Below are 18,302 nucleotides of genomic sequence, written 5' to 3'. Positions count from 1 at the left end.
AATCCGCGAGATGTCGCGCCCGGCCCCGCCGTGCGACCGTCTCTGCGGCACCGGAACACGGAGGGACGAACGAGCATGACCGACAAGACCGTTGATCCGACCAGTCCGGTGGTGATCAGGCCCGGGGACCCGAGGTACGAGAACCTCGTCCAGGGCTTCAACCACCGCTTCACCGGACAACCCGACGAGGTGCGCCTGGTGACCACCACCGAGGAGGTGGTGGCGGCGGTCGACGAGGCGGTGGCGGCGGGCCGGCGGATCGCGGTCCGCAGCGGCGGGCACTGCTTCGAGAACTTCACCACCTCGCCCGAGATCGAGATCCTGCTGGACCTCTCCCAGCTGGACGGCATCTCCCACGACCCCGAGCGGCGCGCGATCGCGGTCGGCTCCGGCGCCGTGCTGGGCGACGTCTACAGCGCGTTGTTCAAGCGCTGGGGGGTGACGATCCCGGGCGGCACCGGCTTCGAGGTGGGCGTCGGCGGCCACTTCTCGGTCGGCGGCTACGGGCCCCTCTCGCGCCGTGACGGCCTGATCGTCGACCACCTGTACGCCGTCGAGGTCGTGGTGGTCGACGAGTCCGGCCGGGCCAGGGCCGTGGTGGCCACGTCCGAGCCCGACGACCCGCACCGCGACCTCTGGTGGGCCCACACCGGCGGTGGCGGCGGCAACTTCGGCGTGGTGACCAGGTACTGGATGCGCACCCCGGGGGCGGAGGGCACCGACCCGGCCGGGCTGCTGCCCAAGGCGCCGGCCCGGGTCCGGAAGCGGACGGTCATGTGGCCCTGGGAGGGGATGACCGAACGGTCCCTGTCCACGCTGCTGCGCAACTACTCCACCTGGTACGCGGACAACGACGACGCCGACTCCCCGGCGGCCGGCCTGTGGAGCAACCTGATCGTCACCCACCGCAACTCCGGGATGTTCGGGATGACGGTGGTGATCGACCACGACGGGCCGGACGCCGAGAAGGTGTTCACCGACCACTTCGAGTCCGTGGTCGCCGGCGTCGGGGTGGAGCCCACGGTGCACACCGCCGAGGTCGTCCCCTGGTTCAGCTCCTGGCTGCCCTCGTACAGCTTCCCGAGCGACCCGAAGGGACGCTACAAGGACAAGGCGGGCTACCTGCGGAAGGGCTTCACCGACCACCAACTCGAGGTGATCTGGCGGTACCTGAGCGATCCGGAGCACACCAACCCGATGTCGTGCATCGTGGTCACCGGCTTCGGCGGGAAGGTCAACACCGTCGCCCCGGACGCCACCGCCACCGTCCAGCGCGACTCGATCCTGAAGGTCCTCTACTGCGCCGGCATCTGGCAGTCCGAGGACCAGGACGAGGCCAACCTCGCCTGGGTCCGGTCGTTCTACCGAGACGTGTACGCCCCCAGCGGCGGGGTCCCGGTGTCCGACGAGAACGGTGACGGCACCTACATCGGCTACCCCGACCGCGACCTGGCCGACCCGGCCTGGAACACCTCGGGGGTGCCCTGGTCGACGCTCTACTACGGCGCCAACTATCCGCGCCTGCAGCAGGTCAAGCGGACGTACGACCCCCGGAACGTGTTCCGTCACGCCCTGTCGGTCGAACTCCCCGATGGCAAAGCGAATGTGAAGGAGGATCAGGATGCTTGAGAACAAGGTCGTCGTGGTCTCGGGGGTCGGCCCCGGCCTCGGGCGGGCGATCGCGCTGCGGTCCGCTCGGGCGGGCGCCGACGTCGTGCTCGCCGCCCGGACGGAGTCCCGGCTCGCCGAGATCGCCGCGGAGGTCGAGTCGACCGGCCGCCGGGCGCTGGCGGTGCCGACCGACATCACCGACGACTCCTCGGCCGCCGCCCTGGTCAAGGCCGCGACGGAGGCCTTCGGCCGGGTCGACGCGCTGGTCAACAACGCCTTCGCGGTGCCCCCGATGGTCGACCTCGCCGAGGTCGACTTCGCGGACGTGCGCACGGGGTTCGAGACCAACGTGTACGCCGCGCTGCGGCTCACCCGGCTGTTCGCCCCCGCGCTGGCGGAGAACCGCGGATCGGTCGTCATGATCAACTCGGCGGTGATCCGGCACTCCAAGCGGCCGTTCGGCGCCTACAAGATGAGCAAGGCCGCCCTGCTCTCGCTGGCGCAGAGCCTGGCCACCGAACTCGGCCCGCGGGGGATCCGGGTGAACACCGTCGCCCCCGGCTACATCTGGGCGGACGCGCTGCGCGAGGGCTTCGGATACCTGGCGACGCAGCGCGGGATCACCGTCCAGGACGTCTACGACGAGATCGCGGCCACCCTGGACCTCGGGCGGCTGCCCGAGCCGGACGAGGTGGCCGACGCGGTGCTCTTCCTCACTTCCCCGCTCGCCCGCGCCGTCACCGGGCACTGCCTGGACGTCAACGCCGGCGAATACCACCACTGAACCTGCCTGGACCTGCCAGGAAGACACGGAAGCTGAGGACCAGCGGTGACAGAGAAAACAGAGCAGACCGGTGCGCTGGCCACCGGCCCACGGCGGGCGAGACCCGGCGCCGGGCCGACCACGATCGCACCGAGCTGGTGGCAGAGCCCGTGGGCGGCGGCACTGGCCGCCCTCGTGGTGTTCAACCTGCTGTACGCCTTCCCCCGTTACCTGACGGGGGACAGCCATCAGGCCCGGATCCCGCTCGACCCGGACTTCCCGGCGCACTACCCGGTGCTGGTGGCACACGTCGTCCTCGGCAACATCTCGCTGGTGACGGTCCTCCTCCAGGTCCTGCCGTGGATCCGCCGCCACCACCCCGCGGTGCACCGGATGAGCGGCCGGCTGTACATCTTCGCCGGAGCGCTGCCCAGCGGCCTGCTGGCCCTGGTGCTCGTGCCGTACTCCTCGGCCCCGTCCGGCAAGATCGGGCTGGCCATGATGGCGGTGCTCTGGCTGGCCACCACGCTGCTCGGGCTCCGGGCGGCCCTCCAGCGCCGGTTCGTCGACCACCGCCGGTGGATGGTCTACAGCTTCGCCCTGGCCCTCGGCACCACCTGGGGCCGGCTGCTGGCCGAGGCGATGCTGCACATCCCGGGCTTCAAGATCGACATCATGGTCCTGCTCGAACTGGCCAACTGGGCGGGCTGGGTGTTCAACCTCCTGGTCGCCCACTGGTGGCTCGAGCGGACCGCCCCCCGGGCGGCCCAGCTGGTGCGCTGACGCCGACGACCGAGCGGCCGGCCGTGAGGACCTCGCGGCCGGCCGCTCACGTCTGCGCCCCGGCAGAACTGCCTGCGGCCCGCCCGCCGGCCGGTCCGCCGGCCGTCCTGGCTGGTCGGGACGGCGCTTCGTGCAAGACCCGACGGCCGGGGATGTCGAGAACGGGCCGCGGACTCCGACGTCTCCTGTGAGAGCCCCGGGAAGTGCCCGGGGTGTCACCGCCGCCAAGGAGTGAGAACCATGAAGTACATGCTGACGATGCACATGGACCCCGTGCTGTGGGAGGGCCTGCCCGAGGACGACAAGCAGGCGGTCTACGCCGGCCACGGCGACTTCATGAAGCTCCTCCGGGAGTCCGGTGAGCTGGTCCACACCCAGGCGCTGGCGGAGCCGGAGAAGAGCACGACCGTCAAGGTCCGCGACGGCGCCCCGGTACTGAGCGAGGGCCCGTACCTGGAGCACCAGGAGTTCGTCTGTGGCTTCTACCTGGTCGACGTCGAGACCAGGGAGCGCGCCATCGAGCTGGCCGGGCTGATTCCGGACGCCAAGCACACCGCCATCGAGGTCCGTCAGGTGATGTTCGAGCAGGGCCTGGAGATGTGATCCGGTAGGCCGCCGCGCAAACGGCAGCGGCGGGTCGGGCTGACCAGCAGCCCGACCCGCCGTTCGTGCGCGGGGATCAGTCGACGATCTCCATCTGGCCCATCATGCCCGCGGAGGAGTGCTCCAGCATGTGGCAGTGGTACATGTAGCGGCCCAGGTAGTCGTCGAAGGTCGCCTGGACCCGGACCGAGGTGCCGGGCGGGAGCGGGACGGTGTCCTTCAGGCCGACGTCACCGGGCAGCGGCGGCTGGCCGTCCCGGTCGAGCACCCGGAACTGCGCCAGGTGCATGTGGAACGAGTGCTGGATCGGGCCGTACTTGGTGGCACCGTCGCCGTTGACGACCTTCCAGATCTCGGTGGTGCCGCGCTTGATCGTCTGGTCGACCCGGTTCTCGTCGAACGGCTTGCCGTCGATCAGGCCGATCGGGTTGCCGGTCAGGTCGAAGGAGAGCGTCACCACGCGCTCCACCGTGGCCGGCGGCAGCGGGGGCAGCTCGCGCAGCTCGGCGGGCACCCGGCTGTAGTCACGGGCGGTGCGGACCACGTCGAAGCGCAGCACCTGCTCGACCTCGTCGTTGCCGGTGAACTGGCCCTGGTTGGTGAGCATGCACTGGCTGCCGACCCGCTGCCCGGAGAAGTCCACCACCAGGTCGACCCGCTCGCCGGCGGCGAGCGGGAAGTCCGTCCCCGTCCGGTCGATCGGCTCGGGCAGCAGGCCGCCGTCCGAACCGATCTGCTGGACCGGCAGGGAGCCGAAGTTGAACTTCAGGAAGCGCAGGGTCGAGCTGTTCAGCAGCCGGATGCGGTACTTGCGGGCGGCCACCGGGAAGAACGGCTTCTGGCGGCCGTTGACCAGGATCACGTTCCGGTTCCGCGGGTCACCGGCCACCAGCTGCCCGTTGGCGTCGATCTCCGCGTCGCGGATCGCGATCGGGACGTCGTACTCGCCGCAGGGGAGCTGGAGCTCGCGCTCGCCCTCGCCCTCGATCAGGTAGAAGCCGTGCATGCCGCGGTAGACGTGCTCGGCCTCGGTGTGGTGGCTGTGGTCGTGGTACCAGAGCGTGGCGCCGGGCTGCTGGTTCGGGTACTCGTACCGGCGCTCGGTGCCCGGGTCGATCACCTGCATCGGGTGGCCGTCGCTGTCGGCCGGGACGTGGCCGCCGTGCAGGTGCACGTTGGCGGCCTCGGACAGCCAGTTGCGGTAGGTCACCAGGGCCCGGCGCCCCTCCTTCGCCCGGATCGTCGGGCCGACGAAACTGCCGCCGAAGGTCAGACACTTGGTCTTGACGCCCGGGATCAGTTCGAGCTGGGCCGGCAGGATGTCGAGCCGGTACACATCGGTGTCGGCGGTGCGGGACACCGGGTTGAGGATCGCCGGCACCGGCATCCGGACGGAGAACGGCCCGGCGGCCACGCCCCGGGCACTCGGCCCGGGGCGCTCCGACTTCCCGGCGGCGAGCGCGCTCACCGGTATCGCTACGCCGGTCCCCGCCGCGATGCCCGCCAGCCCCAGAAAGTGTCGCCTGTTCAGGATGTCCTCCCCAAATCGGTATCCGCGCACCCGAAACGTTGTTCGGGTGCACCCCAGGTCGCCATCCTGATTCTTGATCAGACTCCACGCTTCTTCCAGCTTGCGGTCTTTGACGGAAGATCAGGAATAGGTGACGACCGCCCGGAAGCGCGCCTCACCCCGGTCGACCCGCTCGACCGCCTCGGCGACCCGCTCCTTGGGGAAGGTCTCGATCAGCGGTGTGACGGCGCCGGACGCGACCAGGTCGAGCGCCTCGGTGAGCTGGTCGAGGCCGTTGTGGGTGGCGCCGATCACCTGCTGGCGCTGCGCCCAGAACGGGCTGGTCGGGGGGATGGTGAAGGAGTTCACCGGGTCGATGGTCGCCAGCACGATCCGCCCGTGCGGGCGCAGGCCCTGGAGGGTCTCGCTCGCGGCCTGGTAGGAGGTGCCGGTCACCAGGACGACGTCGGCGCCGCCGGCCGCCCGCAGCTGCTCGCCGTCGGCGACCACGTGGTCCGCGCCGAGCCGGCGGGCCAGCTGGTCCTTGTCCGGCGAGCGGGTGATCGCGACGGTCTCGAAGCCACTGGCGTGGGCGAACTGGAGGGCCAGGTGGCCCAGTCCGCCGATGCCGAGCACCGCCACGCGCTCGTGCGGCTCGGGCGCCGCGGCGCGCAGCGCGCTCCACGCGGTGTACCCGGCGCACAGCATGGGGGCCGCGGCCTCGTACGAGACGGCGTCCGGCAGCAGCACCGTGCTCTCGGCCCGCACCGCGACGTACTCGGCGTGACCGCCCTGCACGGTGAGGCCGCTCATCACCGACTCCGGGCAGTTCATCCCGGACTGCCCGGTGAGCGGGAGGTTCAGCCGGCAGTAGTCGCACCGGCCGCAGGTCGACTGCACCCAGGTGGCACCGACCCGGTCCCCGACCCGGCGGCCGGTCACCCCCGGACCGACCTCGACGACCTCACCGGCGGCCTCGTGCCCGACCACCACCGGGTCGAGCGGCGGGAAGGGGAAGACACCCTGGCTCACCCAGAGGTCGTTGTGGCAGACTCCACAGGCGTGGACCCGGATCAGCACCTGACCCGGCCCAGCCGTGGGAGTGGGGATCTCGCGCAGTTCCCAGCGCGCCTTGACCTCGGGTACGACAGCAGCCCACATCGGCCCAACCATCCTTTCCTGTCAGCGGGTTCGCGGCGTGAGGCGGACCGGGAGGGTCTGCACGCCGTTCATGATGAAGGTGACCTGCGGCGCCAGTTCCTCGGCGGGAACGGCGAGTTCGAGGTCCGGGAAGCGCCGGAACAGTGCGGAGAGGGCGATCTCGCCCTCCATCCGGGCCAGCGGCATCCCGATGCAGCGGTAGACACCGTGACCGAAGGAGAGGTGCTCCTTGTCCGACCGGGTGGCGTCGAAGGCGTCCGCGCTGTCGCCGTGCACGGCGCGGTCGCGGCCCACGGCCGCGAAGTTGATCAGGACCGGGTCGCCCTTGGGGATGACCACGCCGCCGATTTCGATGTCCTCCACCGCGAAGCGGAACGGCAGGTGGGCGACCGGCGCCTCGACGCGCAGGGTCTCCTCGATCACGTCCGCCCAGCTCACCGCGCCGCTGCGGAGCAGTGCCAGCTGCTCGGGGTGGGTGAGCAGGGCCCGGGTCGCGTTGGCGAGCAGGTTCATCACCGGTTCGGTGCCGGTGGCGAGCAACAGGTGCAGGGTGCCGACGAGTTCGGAGTCGTTCAGCCGGGATCCGTCCTCCTCCTGGGCCTGGACCAGGTCGCTGGTCAGGTCGTCCCCGGGGTTGCGGCGCTTGGACTCGACGAACTCGTGCATCTCCCGGTGCCACTGCTCGACGTTGGCCGCCGACTCCTCGGGGGTGAGGGTGGTGTCGATGTTCGCCTCACCGCCGCGGAGCATCTGCACGCGGTCCTCGGCCGGCACGCCGAACAGGTCGCAGATCACCCGGGCCGGCATCGGGCGGGCGAAGCGGGCCTTGAGGTCCACCACCTCGCCGGGTTCGCAGCCGTCGAGCTCGTCCAGCAGCTCGTCGACGGCCTTCTCGACCTCGGCCCGCATGGCCTCGACCCGGCGCGGGGTGAAGGCCCCGGCGGTCAGCCGGCGCAGCCGGGTGTGGTCGGCGCCGTACCGGGTGGTGAGGTTGTCCATCAGCACCCAGCCGATGAGCGGGAAGTCCTCGCCGATCCGGCCCTCGGCGAAGGCCGTCCAGTGCTGACGCGGGTCCTTGGACAGCCGGTGGTCACTGAGGGCCTGACGGGCGGTCTCGTGGTCGGTGATCGACCAGCCGAGCACGCCGCCGGGCAGTTCGATCCGGGCGACCGGACCGTTCGCCCGGATCCGGGCGCCCTCGGCGTGGATGTCGTTTCCGGCGGGGTCGATGACGACGGGTTCGGGGATTGCCATGGGGATCCTCCGGGCGGTCGGTGGGAACGGTCGGACATGACTGCCGGGCAGGGCCGCACCCAGCGGCGGCCCTGCCCGGCAGGGTGTCGGCTAGAGGTAGAGCGTGTTGGGCCCGAGCCCGCAGGCAACCCGTCCGTAGAGTTCCAGGTTGGTGTTGGGGTGCAGGATGCCGTGCAGGTTGAGGGTCTGGACGTCCCGCTCGATGCGCTGGATCGGGACGGTGGTGTAGATCGAGGAGCCGCCGCTGGCGGTGTTGAGGATGTCCACCGCCTCCTTGGTGCGCGAGCAGACGGCGCCGAGGTCGAGCCTGATCCGGGCCCGCTCCTCCAGGGTCCACTCCTCGCCGGTGGGGCCCTTGGTGTCGAGCAGGGCGGCGGCGCGGTGGGCGTGGAACTCCACCTCGTCGATCCGGGTGATGGCGTCGGCCACCTGGATGTGGGTGATCGGGGCCTCGGCCTGGTTGGCGTACTCGGTGTAGCTGATCTTCCGGCCGGGGAGCCGCTCGAAGAACGCCTCCTTGGCGGCCTTGGCCAGCCCGACGGCCGGCGCGGCCACCGTGGCACACGCGGTGGGCATGAACGGCGCCCGGTAGATGGGCGAATCGGCGTTCGCCAGGGAGCGGTGCTGCCCCTGGAGCACGGGGACCATCGGCAGCACCCGCGGCTCGGGGATGAACAGGTCGGTGGCGACGGTGGTGACGCTGCCGGAGCCGCGCAGGCCGGTGGTGTGCCAGTCGTCGACGATCTCCAGGTCCGACAGCGGGACCGCCACCATGATCGGCTGCGGCCCGTCCGGGGTCATCAGCACGGCCGCGTTGGTGTTCCAGGAGCTGTGCAGCGCACCCGAGTTGAACGTCCACTTGCCGTTCAGCAGCACGCCGCCCTCGACCGGCACGGCGACGGCGGTCGGGCTGAGAATGCCGCTCACCCGCACGCCCGGGTCGGCGAAGATCTCGTCCTGCACCTCGTCCGGGAACAGGCCGGCCATCCAGGAGCTGATCGCGTAGACCGCCATGACCCAGGCGGTGGAGCCGTCGCCGCGGCCGAGCTCGGCGATCACGTCCACCACGGTGCGCATGTCGGACTCGTAGCCGCCGTAGCGGTGGGGCACCCGGATCTGCAGCAGACCGGAGTCGGTCAGCGCCGCCAGGGTCTCGTCGGACAGCCGGCGGTTCTCCTCGTGCCACAGCGCGTTCTTCTGCAGCAGCGGCACCAGCTCGGCGGCACGGCTCACCAGTTCTTCCCTGGACGGGGATTCCTTGGCTGTCATCGGGGCTCCTCCGAAGTGGGCGGCCCACGCGGGACGGTTGGCCGTCCGGGCCGCGGTCGTTGATCGGCCCTGTCGAGGCTGGCAGTCGGACGCGGTGCCCGCATCTCCCGGATTGCGGCGCACCCGAGGCATTTCCCGGCCTGCTTGCCGGGCAATCAACCATCGCAATCGGGGAGTTGTCGCCCCTCAGCGCCTGCTGTGAGGCTTTCCGTCACCCGGGCGCCCTGATCGCTCCCGGGACCACCGGAGAAGGAGAGACCATGTCCGCCACTCCCAACACCCCCGACACCGCCGCGCTGAGCGCCGTCCCGCAGCGCATCGTCGCCGCCTGGGCCGAGCAGGACGCCGACGGCTTCGCCGAGGTCTTCACCGAGGACGCCACGCTGATCCTGCCCGGGGACGTCTTCCTGACGAGCCGTCAGGCGATCCGCGCCTTCATGACCCACGCCTTCGCCGGCCCGTTCAAGGGCACCCGCGTCGCGGGCGACCCGGTGTCGGTCCGTCCGCTGGCCGAGAACGTGGCCGTGCTGGTCACCCGGGGCGGCGTGCTGGCCCCCGGGGACACCGAGGTGACGGCCGAGCGCGCGATCCGGGCCACCTGGGTGCTGGCCCGCGAGGGCTCCGAATGGAAGATCGCCTCGTACCAGAACACCCCCATCGCCGCCTGAGACCCGGCCGGCCGGTTCCGGCCCGCCGTCTCACCACCCACGACCCCGACAGTCCCACCGAGAGGACTTTGGCATGCGCCCCTTCCGTATCGACGTCCCGCAGGAAGCCCTCGACGACCTGGACCGCCGCCTCGCGGCGACCCGCTGGCCCGGTGAGCTGCCGGGCGTGGGTTGGCAGCGGGGCGTTCCGCTCGGCTACCTGAAGGAGCTGGCCGAGTACTGGCGCACCGGCTTCGACTGGCGCAAGGCCGAGGCCCACCTCAACACGTTCCCGCAGTTCCTGACCGAGATCGACGGCGTGGACATCCACTTCCTGCACGTGCGCTCGCCGGAGCCGGACGCCATGCCGTTGATCATCACCCACGGCTGGCCCGGCTCGGTGGTGGAGTTCCTGGACGTCATCGGGCCGCTGACCGACCCGCGGGCGCACGGCGGCGATCCGGCCGACGCGTTCCACGTGGTCATCCCCTCGCTGCCCGGTTACGGCTTCTCCGGGCGCCCCCGGGAGACCGGCTGGGACACCGCCCGGGTCGGCCGGGCCTGGGCCGAGCTGATGCACCGGCTCGACTACGACCGGTACCTCGTCCAGGGCGGCGACTGGGGCATGCCGGTCTCGCTCCAGCTCGGCCTGGCCGACCCGGCGCACGTCGCGGGCGTCCACCTCAACATGCTCGCCACCTTCCCGCCGCAGGACCCGGCCGAGTTCGCCAACCTGGGCGAGGCGGACCTGGCCCGGCTGCAGTTCGCCGCGAACTTCGAGCAGGACGGGGCCGGCTGGCGCAAGATCCAGTCCACTCGGCCGCAGACGCTCAGCTACGGCCTGACCGACTCGCCGGTCGGTCAACTCGCCTGGATCGTCGAGAAGTTCAAGGAGTGGACGGCCGCGCAGGAGGTGCCGGAGGACGCGGTGAGCCGCGACCGGCTGCTGACCAACGCCGCGATCTACTGGTTCACCGCCGCCGCGGGCTCCAGCGCCCAGCTCTACTACGAGTCCAACCGGCTGGACTCCGAGTTCATCACCACCTGGGCCGGCCCGTGGCCGCTCGCCGCCCCGGTCGGGGTGGCCGTCTTCCCCGAGGACGCCGTCCGGCCGATCCGCCGCTGGGCCGAGCAGATCCTGCCGACCCTCGCCCACTGGTCCGAGTTCGAGCGCGGCGGGCACTTCGCCGCGCTGGAGGAACCCGAACTGTTCGTCGGTGACGTCCGCACCTTCGCGCGCCGCGTGCGCTGACCGGAAAATCTCGAACCCGCCCGGCGCCGGAATCGGCGCCGGGCAGAAACGGAAAGGCCCTGCATGGAATCGCCGGTATACCGCGGATACGACCAGCGGACGCTGGACCGGCAGTACTCGCCAAGTTCCTGTGTGTCCGACCTGAGCGTCTTCGTGGACCGCTACACCGGCGACAGTGAGAAGGCCCGGGTGGAGCTGGAGGTGCGCCGGGGAATACCCTACGGCCACGAACCGTCGGAAACCCTGGACTTCTTCCCGGCGGCCTCCCGGAACGCTCCGCTCGTGGTTTTCGTGCACGGCGGTTACTGGCAGGAGCTGAGCAAGGACGAGTCGTCCTTCCCGGCCCCCGGCCTGGTGGGGGCCGGCGCCGCGTTCGCGGCGCTGGGCTACGGACTGGCGCCCGAGTACCGGCTGGACGAGATCGTCGCCCAGGTCCGCCGCGCCCTGCACTGGCTGCTGGAACACGCGGTGGAGCTGGGGGTGGACCCCGGCCGCGTCCACCTCAGCGGCTCCTCCGCCGGTGCGCACCTGGTCCTGACGGCGCTGCTGGACGACTGGCTGCCGGGCGGCCGCCACCCGGCCGACGCCTTCGCCGGGGCCGTCCTGCTCAGCGGCGTCTTCGACCTCGAACCGGTGCGGCACACCTACGTGAACCGGCCGCTGGGGCTCGACGCCGCGGCGGCGGCCCGGCTCAGCCCGATCCACCGGCTGCCCGCGCGACTGCCCGCCCTCGTCGTGGCCAGGGGCGGCGTCGAGACGGAGGAGTTCGGCCGCCAGCAGGACGACCTGGTACGGGCGGTCCGGCCGCGCGCGGCCGCCGTGCGCGAGATCGTCGCCGCCGACCGCAACCACTTCGACCTCCCGTTCGACCTCTCCGACCCGGCGTCCGAGCTCGGTGCCGCGGTGTTCGCGCAGGTGGGCCTGTGACCACCCAGGAAGCCGCCGCCGAGCTCGACCGGAACGACCCGCTCGCCGCGGCCCGCAAGTGGTTCCTGGTGCCACCGGGCACGGTGTACCTGGACGGCAACTCGCTGGGCGCCCTGTCGGCCGGGGTGCCGGAACGGATCCGCCGGGTCGTCGCCGAGCAGTGGGGCGAGCACCTGATCGGCGGCTGGAGCGAGGACGGCTGGTGGGACGCTCCGCTGCGCGTCGGCGACCGGATCGGTCGGCTGCTCGGGGCGGCGCCCGGCCAGACCGTGGCCGGCGACTCCACCTCCGTCCAGCTGTTCAACTCCCTGGTCGCCGCCGCCCGGCTGCGCCCCGGGCGCGACGTCCTGCTGATGGACGCCGCCGGCTTCCCCACCGACCGCTACCTCGCCGCCTCGGTGGCCCGGCTGCTCGGCCTGGAGCTGCGCGAAGCCCCGATGCCCGAGTTCGCCGACGCGCTGGCCGACTGCGGCGAGCGGCTGGCCGTCGCCACCGCCAGCGCCGTCGACTTCCGCACCGGTGAGCTGTGGGACCTCGCCGGGCTGACCGAGGCGACCCACCGCGCGGGGGGCGTGGTGGTCTGGGACGTCAGCCACGCGGTGGGCGCCGTCCCGCTCGCGGTGGACCGGGACGGGATCGACTTCGCCGTCGGCTGCGGCTACAAGTTCCTGTCGGGCGGCCCGGGCGCCCCCGCCTTCGGCTACGCGGCCCGCCGCCACCACGACCACCTCGACCAGCCGCTGACCGGCTGGAACGGCCACGCCGACCCGTTCGCGATGACGCCGGACTACCGCCCCGCCGAAGGGATCGGCCGCTACCGGATCGGCACGCCGGCCGTCCTGTCGCTGCTGGCCCTGGACGCGGCCCTGGACGTCTTCGACGGCATCGACCTGCGGCGGCTCCGGGCCAAGAGCCTGTCGCTGAGCCGGTTCTTCATCGCCTGCGTCGACGAACACCTGGCGGGGCGCGGCTTCGAGCTGGTGACGCCGCGCGAGGACGAACGACGGGGAAGTCAGCTGACCCTCGGCCATCCGGAGGCCGGCCGGCTCATGGCGGCCATGATCGAACGCGGCTTCACGGGCGACGTGCGGCCGCCGGACCTTCTGCGCTTCGGCCTGAACGGCCTCTACCTCTCGCACGCGGAGATCCTCGCCACCGTCCACGCCCTGCGTTCGCTGACCTGACGGAGCCGCGTCTTCCGGTTTGCTGAATCTTGGCATTCTCCTGTCGTTTCCCCGCGCCGCCCGATAGCCTGTGGCAAATCTCCTGTTCGGTTTCACTGTTCGATTCGGATGTGGGCTATGGCGGGCGACGACACGGCGGTTCTCGACTACTCCGCATATCTGGCGCTGGATGAACTCATGGCATTGCAGAGGCCGCGCACGGATGTGCACGACGAGCTGCTCTTCATTGTGGTTCACCAGGCGCACGAGATCTTCTTCAAGCTGATCCTCCATGAATTCGCGGAACTGCAGCGGACACTGTCCGACGGCGACAGCGGCGGGTCCCTGCGGCAGCTGCACCGGCTGCTCACCGCCTTCCGGTCGGTGGTCGGTAACGTCGGCCTGATCGAGACGATGACGGCGGACCAGTTCAACGCGTTCCGGTCGGTGCTGAACGGCAGCGGCTTCCAGTCGGCCCAGTTCCGCCAGATCGAGGCGGTACTGGGCCGGCGCGAGGCCGCGATGGTCCGCCAGTACCCGCAGGACAGTGCCGAGTGGGCCGGCATCACCGCGGCGATGACCCGGCCCTCGGTGTTCGACTCCTTCCTCGACTACCTTTCTCTGCGCGGCTACCCGGTGCCCCAGGACCGACTGCACCGGGACGCCTCGCTGCCGCTGGAGCCGTCGGAGACGGTGCAGTCGCTGCTGCAGCAGGTCTACCGGGACGGCGGCGTGGCGGCGCAGCTGTGCGAGCGGCTGCTCGACCTGGACGAGCTGATGCAGGAGTGGCGTTACCGGCACGCCAAGATGGCCGAGCGGATCATCGGCGCGAAGCCCGGCACGGGGGGCTCGGCCGGCGCCGCCTATCTGCGCGGCACCCTGCACCAGCCGGTGTTCCCCGACCTCTGGGCGATCCGCAGCGAGATGTAGCGGGAGCTGCGGCGAGAGATGTAGCGAGAGGCATCGAGATGTGGGGCGGGATCGGTTCGCGATCCGCCTCGCGCTTCCCATCAGGCCACTATTCCAGAGGTGTGGCATGTACCTGTCGGAAGGAAACCCTCAGACCGACCGAACCGACGGTCGTACCCCTGACACCGCGGCGACCGATTGGCCGCTGCACACGGGCGTGGCGGGGATCAGTCTCCGCGGCGCCCGTCCCGGCCACCTACCGGATTCCGCGGCGGCCCTGGCCCGCCTCACCGAGTGGACCGTCGGGCTGGAGACGGACGACGGACCCGGCTCGACCGAGCGCTTTCCGTTCAAGGAGATCCTCGACCACTACCAGACCACCGGGCGGAACTACGCGTCGCCCGAACTGGTCGACGCACTGCACGAGTTGGACCGCAGACTGTCCTTATCGGCCCGGCCGGACCACCGGCTGATCCTCGACTGGCTGCCGAGCACCTTCGACCAGGACGACGGCGACTACGACTCCTACCTCCTCATCCGGATGCTCGAACGGATCGCCGCCCTCGACGGCGAGTCGGAGACCGACGCGGGCATCGACACCCAGATGCGCGCCCTGCTGGCCGATCTCCTGCTGGCCGAGAGCGGGGCCCTGGCGGTGACGCCGGACGCGCACTGGCAGCGGGTGCGGACCCACGCGGTCGTCCAGGCGCTGGCGCGGGTGGCGGAGTTGACCCCGAAGGCGCGCGAACTCGCTTTACCGGAAGGGCAGTTCGTCCGAACGCCTGACCGGGACGACCCGGCGCTGGCCGGCTACGGCCGGCGGCTCGCGCAGGCGGTGCTGGACACGACAGCGGAGACCGCCCGACAGGCGGCCGAAGTCTCGATGCTGCCGTCCACGCCCGTCCACGACGAACTGATGTTCATCCGCAGCGTGCAGCTCTTCGAGTTGCTCTACCGGCGGACGTACCGATGTCTGGAACGGGCGCTGACCGCCCTGCGGTCCGGTGACCTCACCACGGCGGCCGCCGAACTCACGGGCGCGGCCGAGCGGGTGGAGAGCACCCCGATCCTCTACCGGGTGCTCACCACGATGTCACGCGAGGGCTTCGCGATCATCCGCGCGCACACCGTCGGGCGCAGCGCCATCCAGTCCCGCGGCTACCGGCAGATCGAGCGGATCACCGCCCCGCGGCCCCGCACCGCCGCCGACGACAAGATCGCCCGGGTCGAGGTGCCGAGCCCCACCCTCCAGGAGGTCTACCGGGAGCTGGCGTCGACCCTGGGCGAGGACGCGCTGGCGGTGGTGGCCGAACCGATGGCACGGCTCGACGACAGCTGGCGCGCCATGAAGCGGACCCACTGGGGGATCACCCGGAAGATCATCAAGGACTCCCCCGGCACCGGTGGCACCGCCGGCGCCGACTATCTGAAGGCCACCGCCGAGATCCACCTCTTTCCGGAACTGCGTGGCGCGGGGGAAGGCACCCGCGACCAGGCCCGGAGACCCGCCGCGACCGACGGAGAACACCGTGTCTGATGACGACGACCTGAACAGCCTGCTGCGCCGGAAGATCATGGGGTACATCGTCTCCCAGGCGATCTTCGCCGTCAGCGAACTCAAGGTGGTCGAGAGCCTCGGCGAGGAGGCCGTCCCGGTCGAGGAGCTGGCCCCGAGGGTCGGCGCCGACCCGGACGCCCTACACCGCTTCCTGCGGGTCCTCACGGCCGAGGGGCTCTTCGTGGAGGAGCCCGCCCGCACCTTCGCCGTCACCCCGCTCGGCGCGCTGCTGCACCGCGACGCGCCGGGCTCGCTGCACCACCTCGCCTCGCTGATGGCCGGCGAGGCGTACCAGACGTGGACGGCGGCCACCCACGCGCTGCGGACCGGACTCCCGGCCTTCGAGACCGTCTTCGGCAAGCCCATGTTCGACTGGCTCGGCGACCACCCCGAGGCGCACGCCACCTTCAACGAGAGCCAGGCCGGGCTGGTGACGCTGCGGCTGCTGCCCCTGCTCGACCGGGACTGGAGCGGGGTCGGCACGGTCGTCGACGTCGGCGGCGGCAACGGCCGGCTGCTGGGCACCCTGCTGGCCCGGCACCGGCAGCTGCGCGGAGTGCTGTTCGACCTGCCGCAGGTGGCCGAGGAGGCCCGGCACGGGCTGGGCGACGATGACGTGCGGGAGCGCTGCCAGGTGGTGGGCGGCGACTTCTTCGCCACCGTCCCGTCCGGTGGCGACGTCTACGTCCTCGCGCAGATCCTGCACGACTGGGCCGACGACCGGGCCGTGGAGATCCTCCGCCGCTGCCACCAGGCCATGGGGGCCGGGGCCCGGCTGCTCATCCTGGAGCAGGTGATCCCGGACGACTCCCGGCCGCACCCCGCGAAGCTGCTCGACCTGCACATGCTGGTGCTGCTCGGGGGGCGCGAGCGCAGCGAGACATCCTGGCGGCGGCTGCTCACCGAGAGCGGCTTCGAACTCGTCGGGATCGACCGCTCGGCGAGGTCGTCGCTGATCGAGGCCCGTCCGGTGGAGGTTCCGGCGGCCGCCGGTGCAGCCGATCGGCACGACGAACCGGGGGACGGTCATGGGAGCTCTGCCGACGCGTAGTCAGCCTGCCGCCGGCCGGGCGACTCCCGACTGGCATCGGCTGATCGACCGACTCCTCGACGGCCGGGACCTCACGGCCGAGGACATCGCCTGGGTCATGGGCCGCGTCATGTCCGGCGCCGCGGCGCCGGCCCAGGTCGCCGGCTTCCTGGTCGCGCTGCGCGCGAAGGGCGAGACGCCGGCCGAGGTCGCCGCACTGGCCGAGACGACGCTCGGCTACGCCCGTCCGGTCCGGCTCGGCACCCCCCGCGCCCTCGACATCGTGGGCACCGGTGGCGACCGGTCCCACTCGGTGAACATCTCGACCATGGCGGCACTGGTGGCCGCCGCGGCCGGTGCCACCGTCGCCAAGGTGGGCAATCGCAGCGCGACGTCCAGGTCCGGCGCGGCGGACGTGCTGGAGCGGCTGGGCGTCGCCATCGACCTGGAACCGGAGGCCGTGGCGGGCTGCGTGGCCGAGCTCGGCATCGGGTTCATGTTCGGCCCGGTGTGCTACCCGGCGCTGGGTCACATCGCCGACACCCGGCGGGCCCTGGGCGTGGCGACGATCTTCAACCTGCTCGGGCCGCTGCTCAATCCGGCCCGGCCGTCCCACGCCCTGGTCGGCTGCGCCTTCCCGGACCGGACCCGGCTGCTGGCCGAGGTCTTCGCCCGGCGCGGGGCGACCGTGCTGCTGGTCCGGGGCGACGACGGCCTGGACGAGCTCACCACCACGACCACCAGCAGCGTCTGGCTGGTCCAGGACGGCACGGTGACCGAGCGCGTGCTCGACCCGCTCGCGCTGGGCATCCCCCGGGCACGGTCGCACGACCTGCGGGGCGGGGACGCGGCGGCCAACGCGGAGACGGTCCGCGCACTGGTCCGCGGCGAACGCGGCGCGGTGCGGGACGCGGTGCTGCTCAACGCGGCCGCCGCACTGGCCACTTACGACGGCTTCTCCGGATCGCTGGAGGACGACCTCGCCGCCGGACTGGAACGGGCCGCCCTGGCGGTCGACTCGGGCGCCGCGGCGGACCTGCTCGCGCGGTGGGTGAAGCACTCCGACCGGAACCGTTACAGCACGACGGAAGAAGTCCGCCGCGTTTGCCCCGACCACAATGTGGAGTCATCGAACCGAGAGGAGGATCATGGAAAGCCGGAGCCTCTATGAGGTGCTCGCCAGCGCGCGCCGAAACCGCCGGCCGGCGCTGATGGTCGACGTCAAGTGCCGGTCCCCACGGGACGGGGATCTGATCTCCGACGAGCAACTCGAGCCCTACGTCCAGGCGTTGATGGAGGGTGGAGCCGACGCGCTCTCGACCCCCACCGACCCCGACTTCTTCGGGGGAAGCATCGCGATCGCGCGACGGATCCGCCGGGTGGCGGGAGTTCCACTGATGCGCAAGGAGTTCTTCCGGACGGTGGAGCAGATGGACGAGGCGTACGAGGCGGGTTTCGACGCCGTGCAGCTCTCGCTGAGCACCGTCCCCGACCCGGAGCTCTTCGGCGCCATGAAGAGCCGCGCGGAGAAGCTCGGGCTGGAGGTCGTCGTCGGCGTCCACAGCGCCGAGCAGTTGGAGCGCGCGGTCGAGCTCGGTGCGATCGCCGTGGGCATCAACAACCGGGACATCACGGCACTCGAACTGGACGACGGCACCGTCAGCCTCAGCGAGGAGCTGATCGCCGGCTGCCCGCCCGACCTCCTGGTGATCTCCGAGAGCGCCTTCCACTCCGAGGCGGACATGAGCCGGGCCGCCAGCGCCGGGGCCCACTGCATCCTCGTCGGCACCGCCATAGCCAAGAGCACCGACCCGGCGGCCACCGTCCGGTCGCTGCGGAACGCGGCGAGGGCGGCCTAGGCG

Annotated in this window: 17 protein-coding genes; 13 read left to right on the top strand and 4 right to left on the bottom strand. The window is 71.4% G+C overall.

Annotation, left to right across the window (positions count from 1 at the left end; translation table 11 throughout):
• Positions 1-75 precede the first annotated feature (75 nt).
• The 4 genes from ABZ449_RS23670 to ABZ449_RS23655 all read left to right on the top strand — a co-directional run bounded on the left by ABZ449_RS23670 (position 76) and on the right by ABZ449_RS23655 (position 3,760).
• Complete coding sequence (locus ABZ449_RS23670; RefSeq protein WP_360349193.1) at positions 76-1,629, top strand: FAD-binding oxidoreductase; 1,554 nt, start codon at positions 76-78, stop codon at positions 1,627-1,629.
• Positions 1,622-2,395: an SDR family oxidoreductase gene (locus ABZ449_RS23665; protein ID WP_360349190.1), complete on the top strand. Its 774-nt coding sequence runs from the start codon at positions 1,622-1,624 to the stop codon at positions 2,393-2,395. The genes ABZ449_RS23670 and ABZ449_RS23665 overlap by 8 nt, the downstream gene beginning before the upstream one ends.
• A gap of 45 nt (positions 2,396-2,440) precedes the next feature.
• Positions 2,441-3,157: a DUF2306 domain-containing protein gene (locus ABZ449_RS23660; protein ID WP_360349187.1), complete on the top strand. Its 717-nt coding sequence runs from the start codon at positions 2,441-2,443 to the stop codon at positions 3,155-3,157.
• A gap of 240 nt (positions 3,158-3,397) precedes the next feature.
• On the top strand, positions 3,398-3,760 hold the full coding sequence (locus ABZ449_RS23655) for a YciI family protein (protein WP_360349184.1): 363 nt from the start codon (positions 3,398-3,400) through the stop codon (positions 3,758-3,760).
• Between the two features lie 76 nt (positions 3,761-3,836).
• Here the strand turns inward: ABZ449_RS23655 and ABZ449_RS23650 are convergent, their stop codons facing one another.
• The 4 genes from ABZ449_RS23650 to ABZ449_RS23635 form a co-directional block, all read right to left on the bottom strand.
• Positions 3,837-5,228 carry a multicopper oxidase family protein gene (locus ABZ449_RS23650; RefSeq protein ID WP_360349181.1) on the bottom strand — a complete coding sequence of 464 codons (1,392 nt, stop codon included), beginning with the start codon at positions 5,226-5,228 and terminating at the stop codon, positions 3,837-3,839.
• 183 nt (positions 5,229-5,411) lie between these two features.
• Entirely contained in the window at positions 5,412-6,431 is a 1,020-nt protein-coding gene (locus tag ABZ449_RS23645) for an alcohol dehydrogenase catalytic domain-containing protein (protein WP_360349178.1), read from the bottom strand.
• Between the two features lie 21 nt (positions 6,432-6,452).
• The gene (locus ABZ449_RS23640) at positions 6,453-7,685 is read right to left on the bottom strand and encodes a cytochrome P450 (RefSeq protein ID WP_360349175.1); all 1,233 of its coding nucleotides are present in this window, start codon (positions 7,683-7,685) and stop codon (positions 6,453-6,455) included.
• Positions 7,686-7,775: 90 nt separating this feature from the next.
• Positions 7,776-8,954 (bottom strand): acyl-CoA dehydrogenase family protein, encoded by a 1,179-nt coding sequence (locus tag ABZ449_RS23635; protein ID WP_360349172.1) that lies wholly within the window; start codon positions 8,952-8,954, stop codon positions 7,776-7,778.
• A gap of 260 nt (positions 8,955-9,214) precedes the next feature.
• On the opposite strand from ABZ449_RS23635, the gene ABZ449_RS23630 reads away from it, so the two are divergent.
• From ABZ449_RS23630 to ABZ449_RS23590, 9 genes are all read left to right on the top strand, one after another.
• Complete coding sequence (locus ABZ449_RS23630) at positions 9,215-9,622, top strand: SgcJ/EcaC family oxidoreductase (protein ID WP_360349169.1); 408 nt, start codon at positions 9,215-9,217, stop codon at positions 9,620-9,622.
• Positions 9,623-9,695: 73 nt separating this feature from the next.
• Positions 9,696-10,853 (top strand): epoxide hydrolase family protein, encoded by a 1,158-nt coding sequence (locus ABZ449_RS23625; RefSeq protein ID WP_360349166.1) that lies wholly within the window; start codon positions 9,696-9,698, stop codon positions 10,851-10,853.
• 63 nt (positions 10,854-10,916) lie between these two features.
• Entirely contained in the window at positions 10,917-11,780 is an 864-nt protein-coding gene (locus ABZ449_RS23620) for an alpha/beta hydrolase (RefSeq protein ID WP_360349163.1), read from the top strand.
• Complete coding sequence (locus tag ABZ449_RS23615) at positions 11,777-12,964, top strand: aminotransferase class V-fold PLP-dependent enzyme (protein ID WP_360349160.1); 1,188 nt, start codon at positions 11,777-11,779, stop codon at positions 12,962-12,964. The genes ABZ449_RS23620 and ABZ449_RS23615 overlap by 4 nt, the downstream gene beginning before the upstream one ends.
• Before the next feature lie 108 nt (positions 12,965-13,072).
• Positions 13,073-13,873, top strand: a complete 801-nt coding sequence (locus tag ABZ449_RS23610; RefSeq protein ID WP_360349157.1) for a tryptophan 2,3-dioxygenase family protein — start codon at positions 13,073-13,075, stop codon at positions 13,871-13,873.
• 196 nt (positions 13,874-14,069) lie between these two features.
• A complete protein-coding gene (locus ABZ449_RS23605) occupies positions 14,070-15,389 on the top strand; it encodes a hypothetical protein (protein WP_360349154.1) in 1,320 nt (439 codons plus the stop codon).
• The gene (locus ABZ449_RS23600; protein WP_360349151.1) at positions 15,382-16,461 is read left to right on the top strand and encodes a methyltransferase; all 1,080 of its coding nucleotides are present in this window, start codon (positions 15,382-15,384) and stop codon (positions 16,459-16,461) included. Before ABZ449_RS23605 ends, ABZ449_RS23600 begins: the two co-directional genes overlap by 8 nt.
• Positions 16,439-17,611 (top strand): anthranilate phosphoribosyltransferase, encoded by a 1,173-nt coding sequence (gene trpD / locus ABZ449_RS23595; RefSeq protein ID WP_360349148.1) that lies wholly within the window; start codon positions 16,439-16,441, stop codon positions 17,609-17,611. Before ABZ449_RS23600 ends, trpD begins: the two co-directional genes overlap by 23 nt.
• Entirely contained in the window at positions 17,589-18,299 is a 711-nt protein-coding gene (locus ABZ449_RS23590; protein WP_360349145.1) for an indole-3-glycerol-phosphate synthase, read from the top strand. Before trpD ends, ABZ449_RS23590 begins: the two co-directional genes overlap by 23 nt.
• The last annotated feature ends 3 nt before the right edge of the window (positions 18,300-18,302 follow it).

The organism is Kitasatospora sp. NPDC005856 (assembly GCF_040629945.1).
In the GTDB taxonomy this organism is placed as follows: Bacteria; Actinomycetota; Actinomycetes; order Streptomycetales; family Streptomycetaceae; genus Kitasatospora.
This window is presented reverse-complemented; position numbering and strand designations above follow the sequence as displayed.

Excerpts from the sequence above, each read along its gene's own strand:
- ABZ449_RS23670 (WP_360349193.1), top strand. The coding sequence starts at position 76 with ATGACCGACAAGACCGTTGATCCGACCAGTCCGGTGGTGATCAGGCCC.
- ABZ449_RS23665 (WP_360349190.1), top strand. The coding sequence starts at position 1,622 with ATGCTTGAGAACAAGGTCGTCGTGGTCTCGGGGGTCGGCCCCGGCCTC.
- ABZ449_RS23655 (WP_360349184.1), top strand. The coding sequence starts at position 3,398 with ATGAAGTACATGCTGACGATGCACATGGACCCCGTGCTGTGGGAGGGC.
- ABZ449_RS23645 (WP_360349178.1), bottom strand. The coding sequence starts at position 6,431 with ATGTGGGCTGCTGTCGTACCCGAGGTCAAGGCGCGCTGGGAACTGCGC.
- ABZ449_RS23640 (WP_360349175.1), bottom strand. The coding sequence starts at position 7,685 with ATGGCAATCCCCGAACCCGTCGTCATCGACCCCGCCGGAAACGACATC.
- ABZ449_RS23635 (WP_360349172.1), bottom strand. The coding sequence starts at position 8,954 with ATGACAGCCAAGGAATCCCCGTCCAGGGAAGAACTGGTGAGCCGTGCC.
- ABZ449_RS23630 (WP_360349169.1), top strand. The coding sequence starts at position 9,215 with ATGTCCGCCACTCCCAACACCCCCGACACCGCCGCGCTGAGCGCCGTC.
- ABZ449_RS23625 (WP_360349166.1), top strand. The coding sequence starts at position 9,696 with ATGCGCCCCTTCCGTATCGACGTCCCGCAGGAAGCCCTCGACGACCTG.
- ABZ449_RS23620 (WP_360349163.1), top strand. The coding sequence starts at position 10,917 with ATGGAATCGCCGGTATACCGCGGATACGACCAGCGGACGCTGGACCGG.
- ABZ449_RS23610 (WP_360349157.1), top strand. The coding sequence starts at position 13,073 with ATGTGGGCTATGGCGGGCGACGACACGGCGGTTCTCGACTACTCCGCA.
- trpD (WP_360349148.1), top strand. The coding sequence starts at position 16,439 with ATGGGAGCTCTGCCGACGCGTAGTCAGCCTGCCGCCGGCCGGGCGACT.
- ABZ449_RS23590 (WP_360349145.1), top strand. The coding sequence starts at position 17,589 with ATGGAAAGCCGGAGCCTCTATGAGGTGCTCGCCAGCGCGCGCCGAAAC.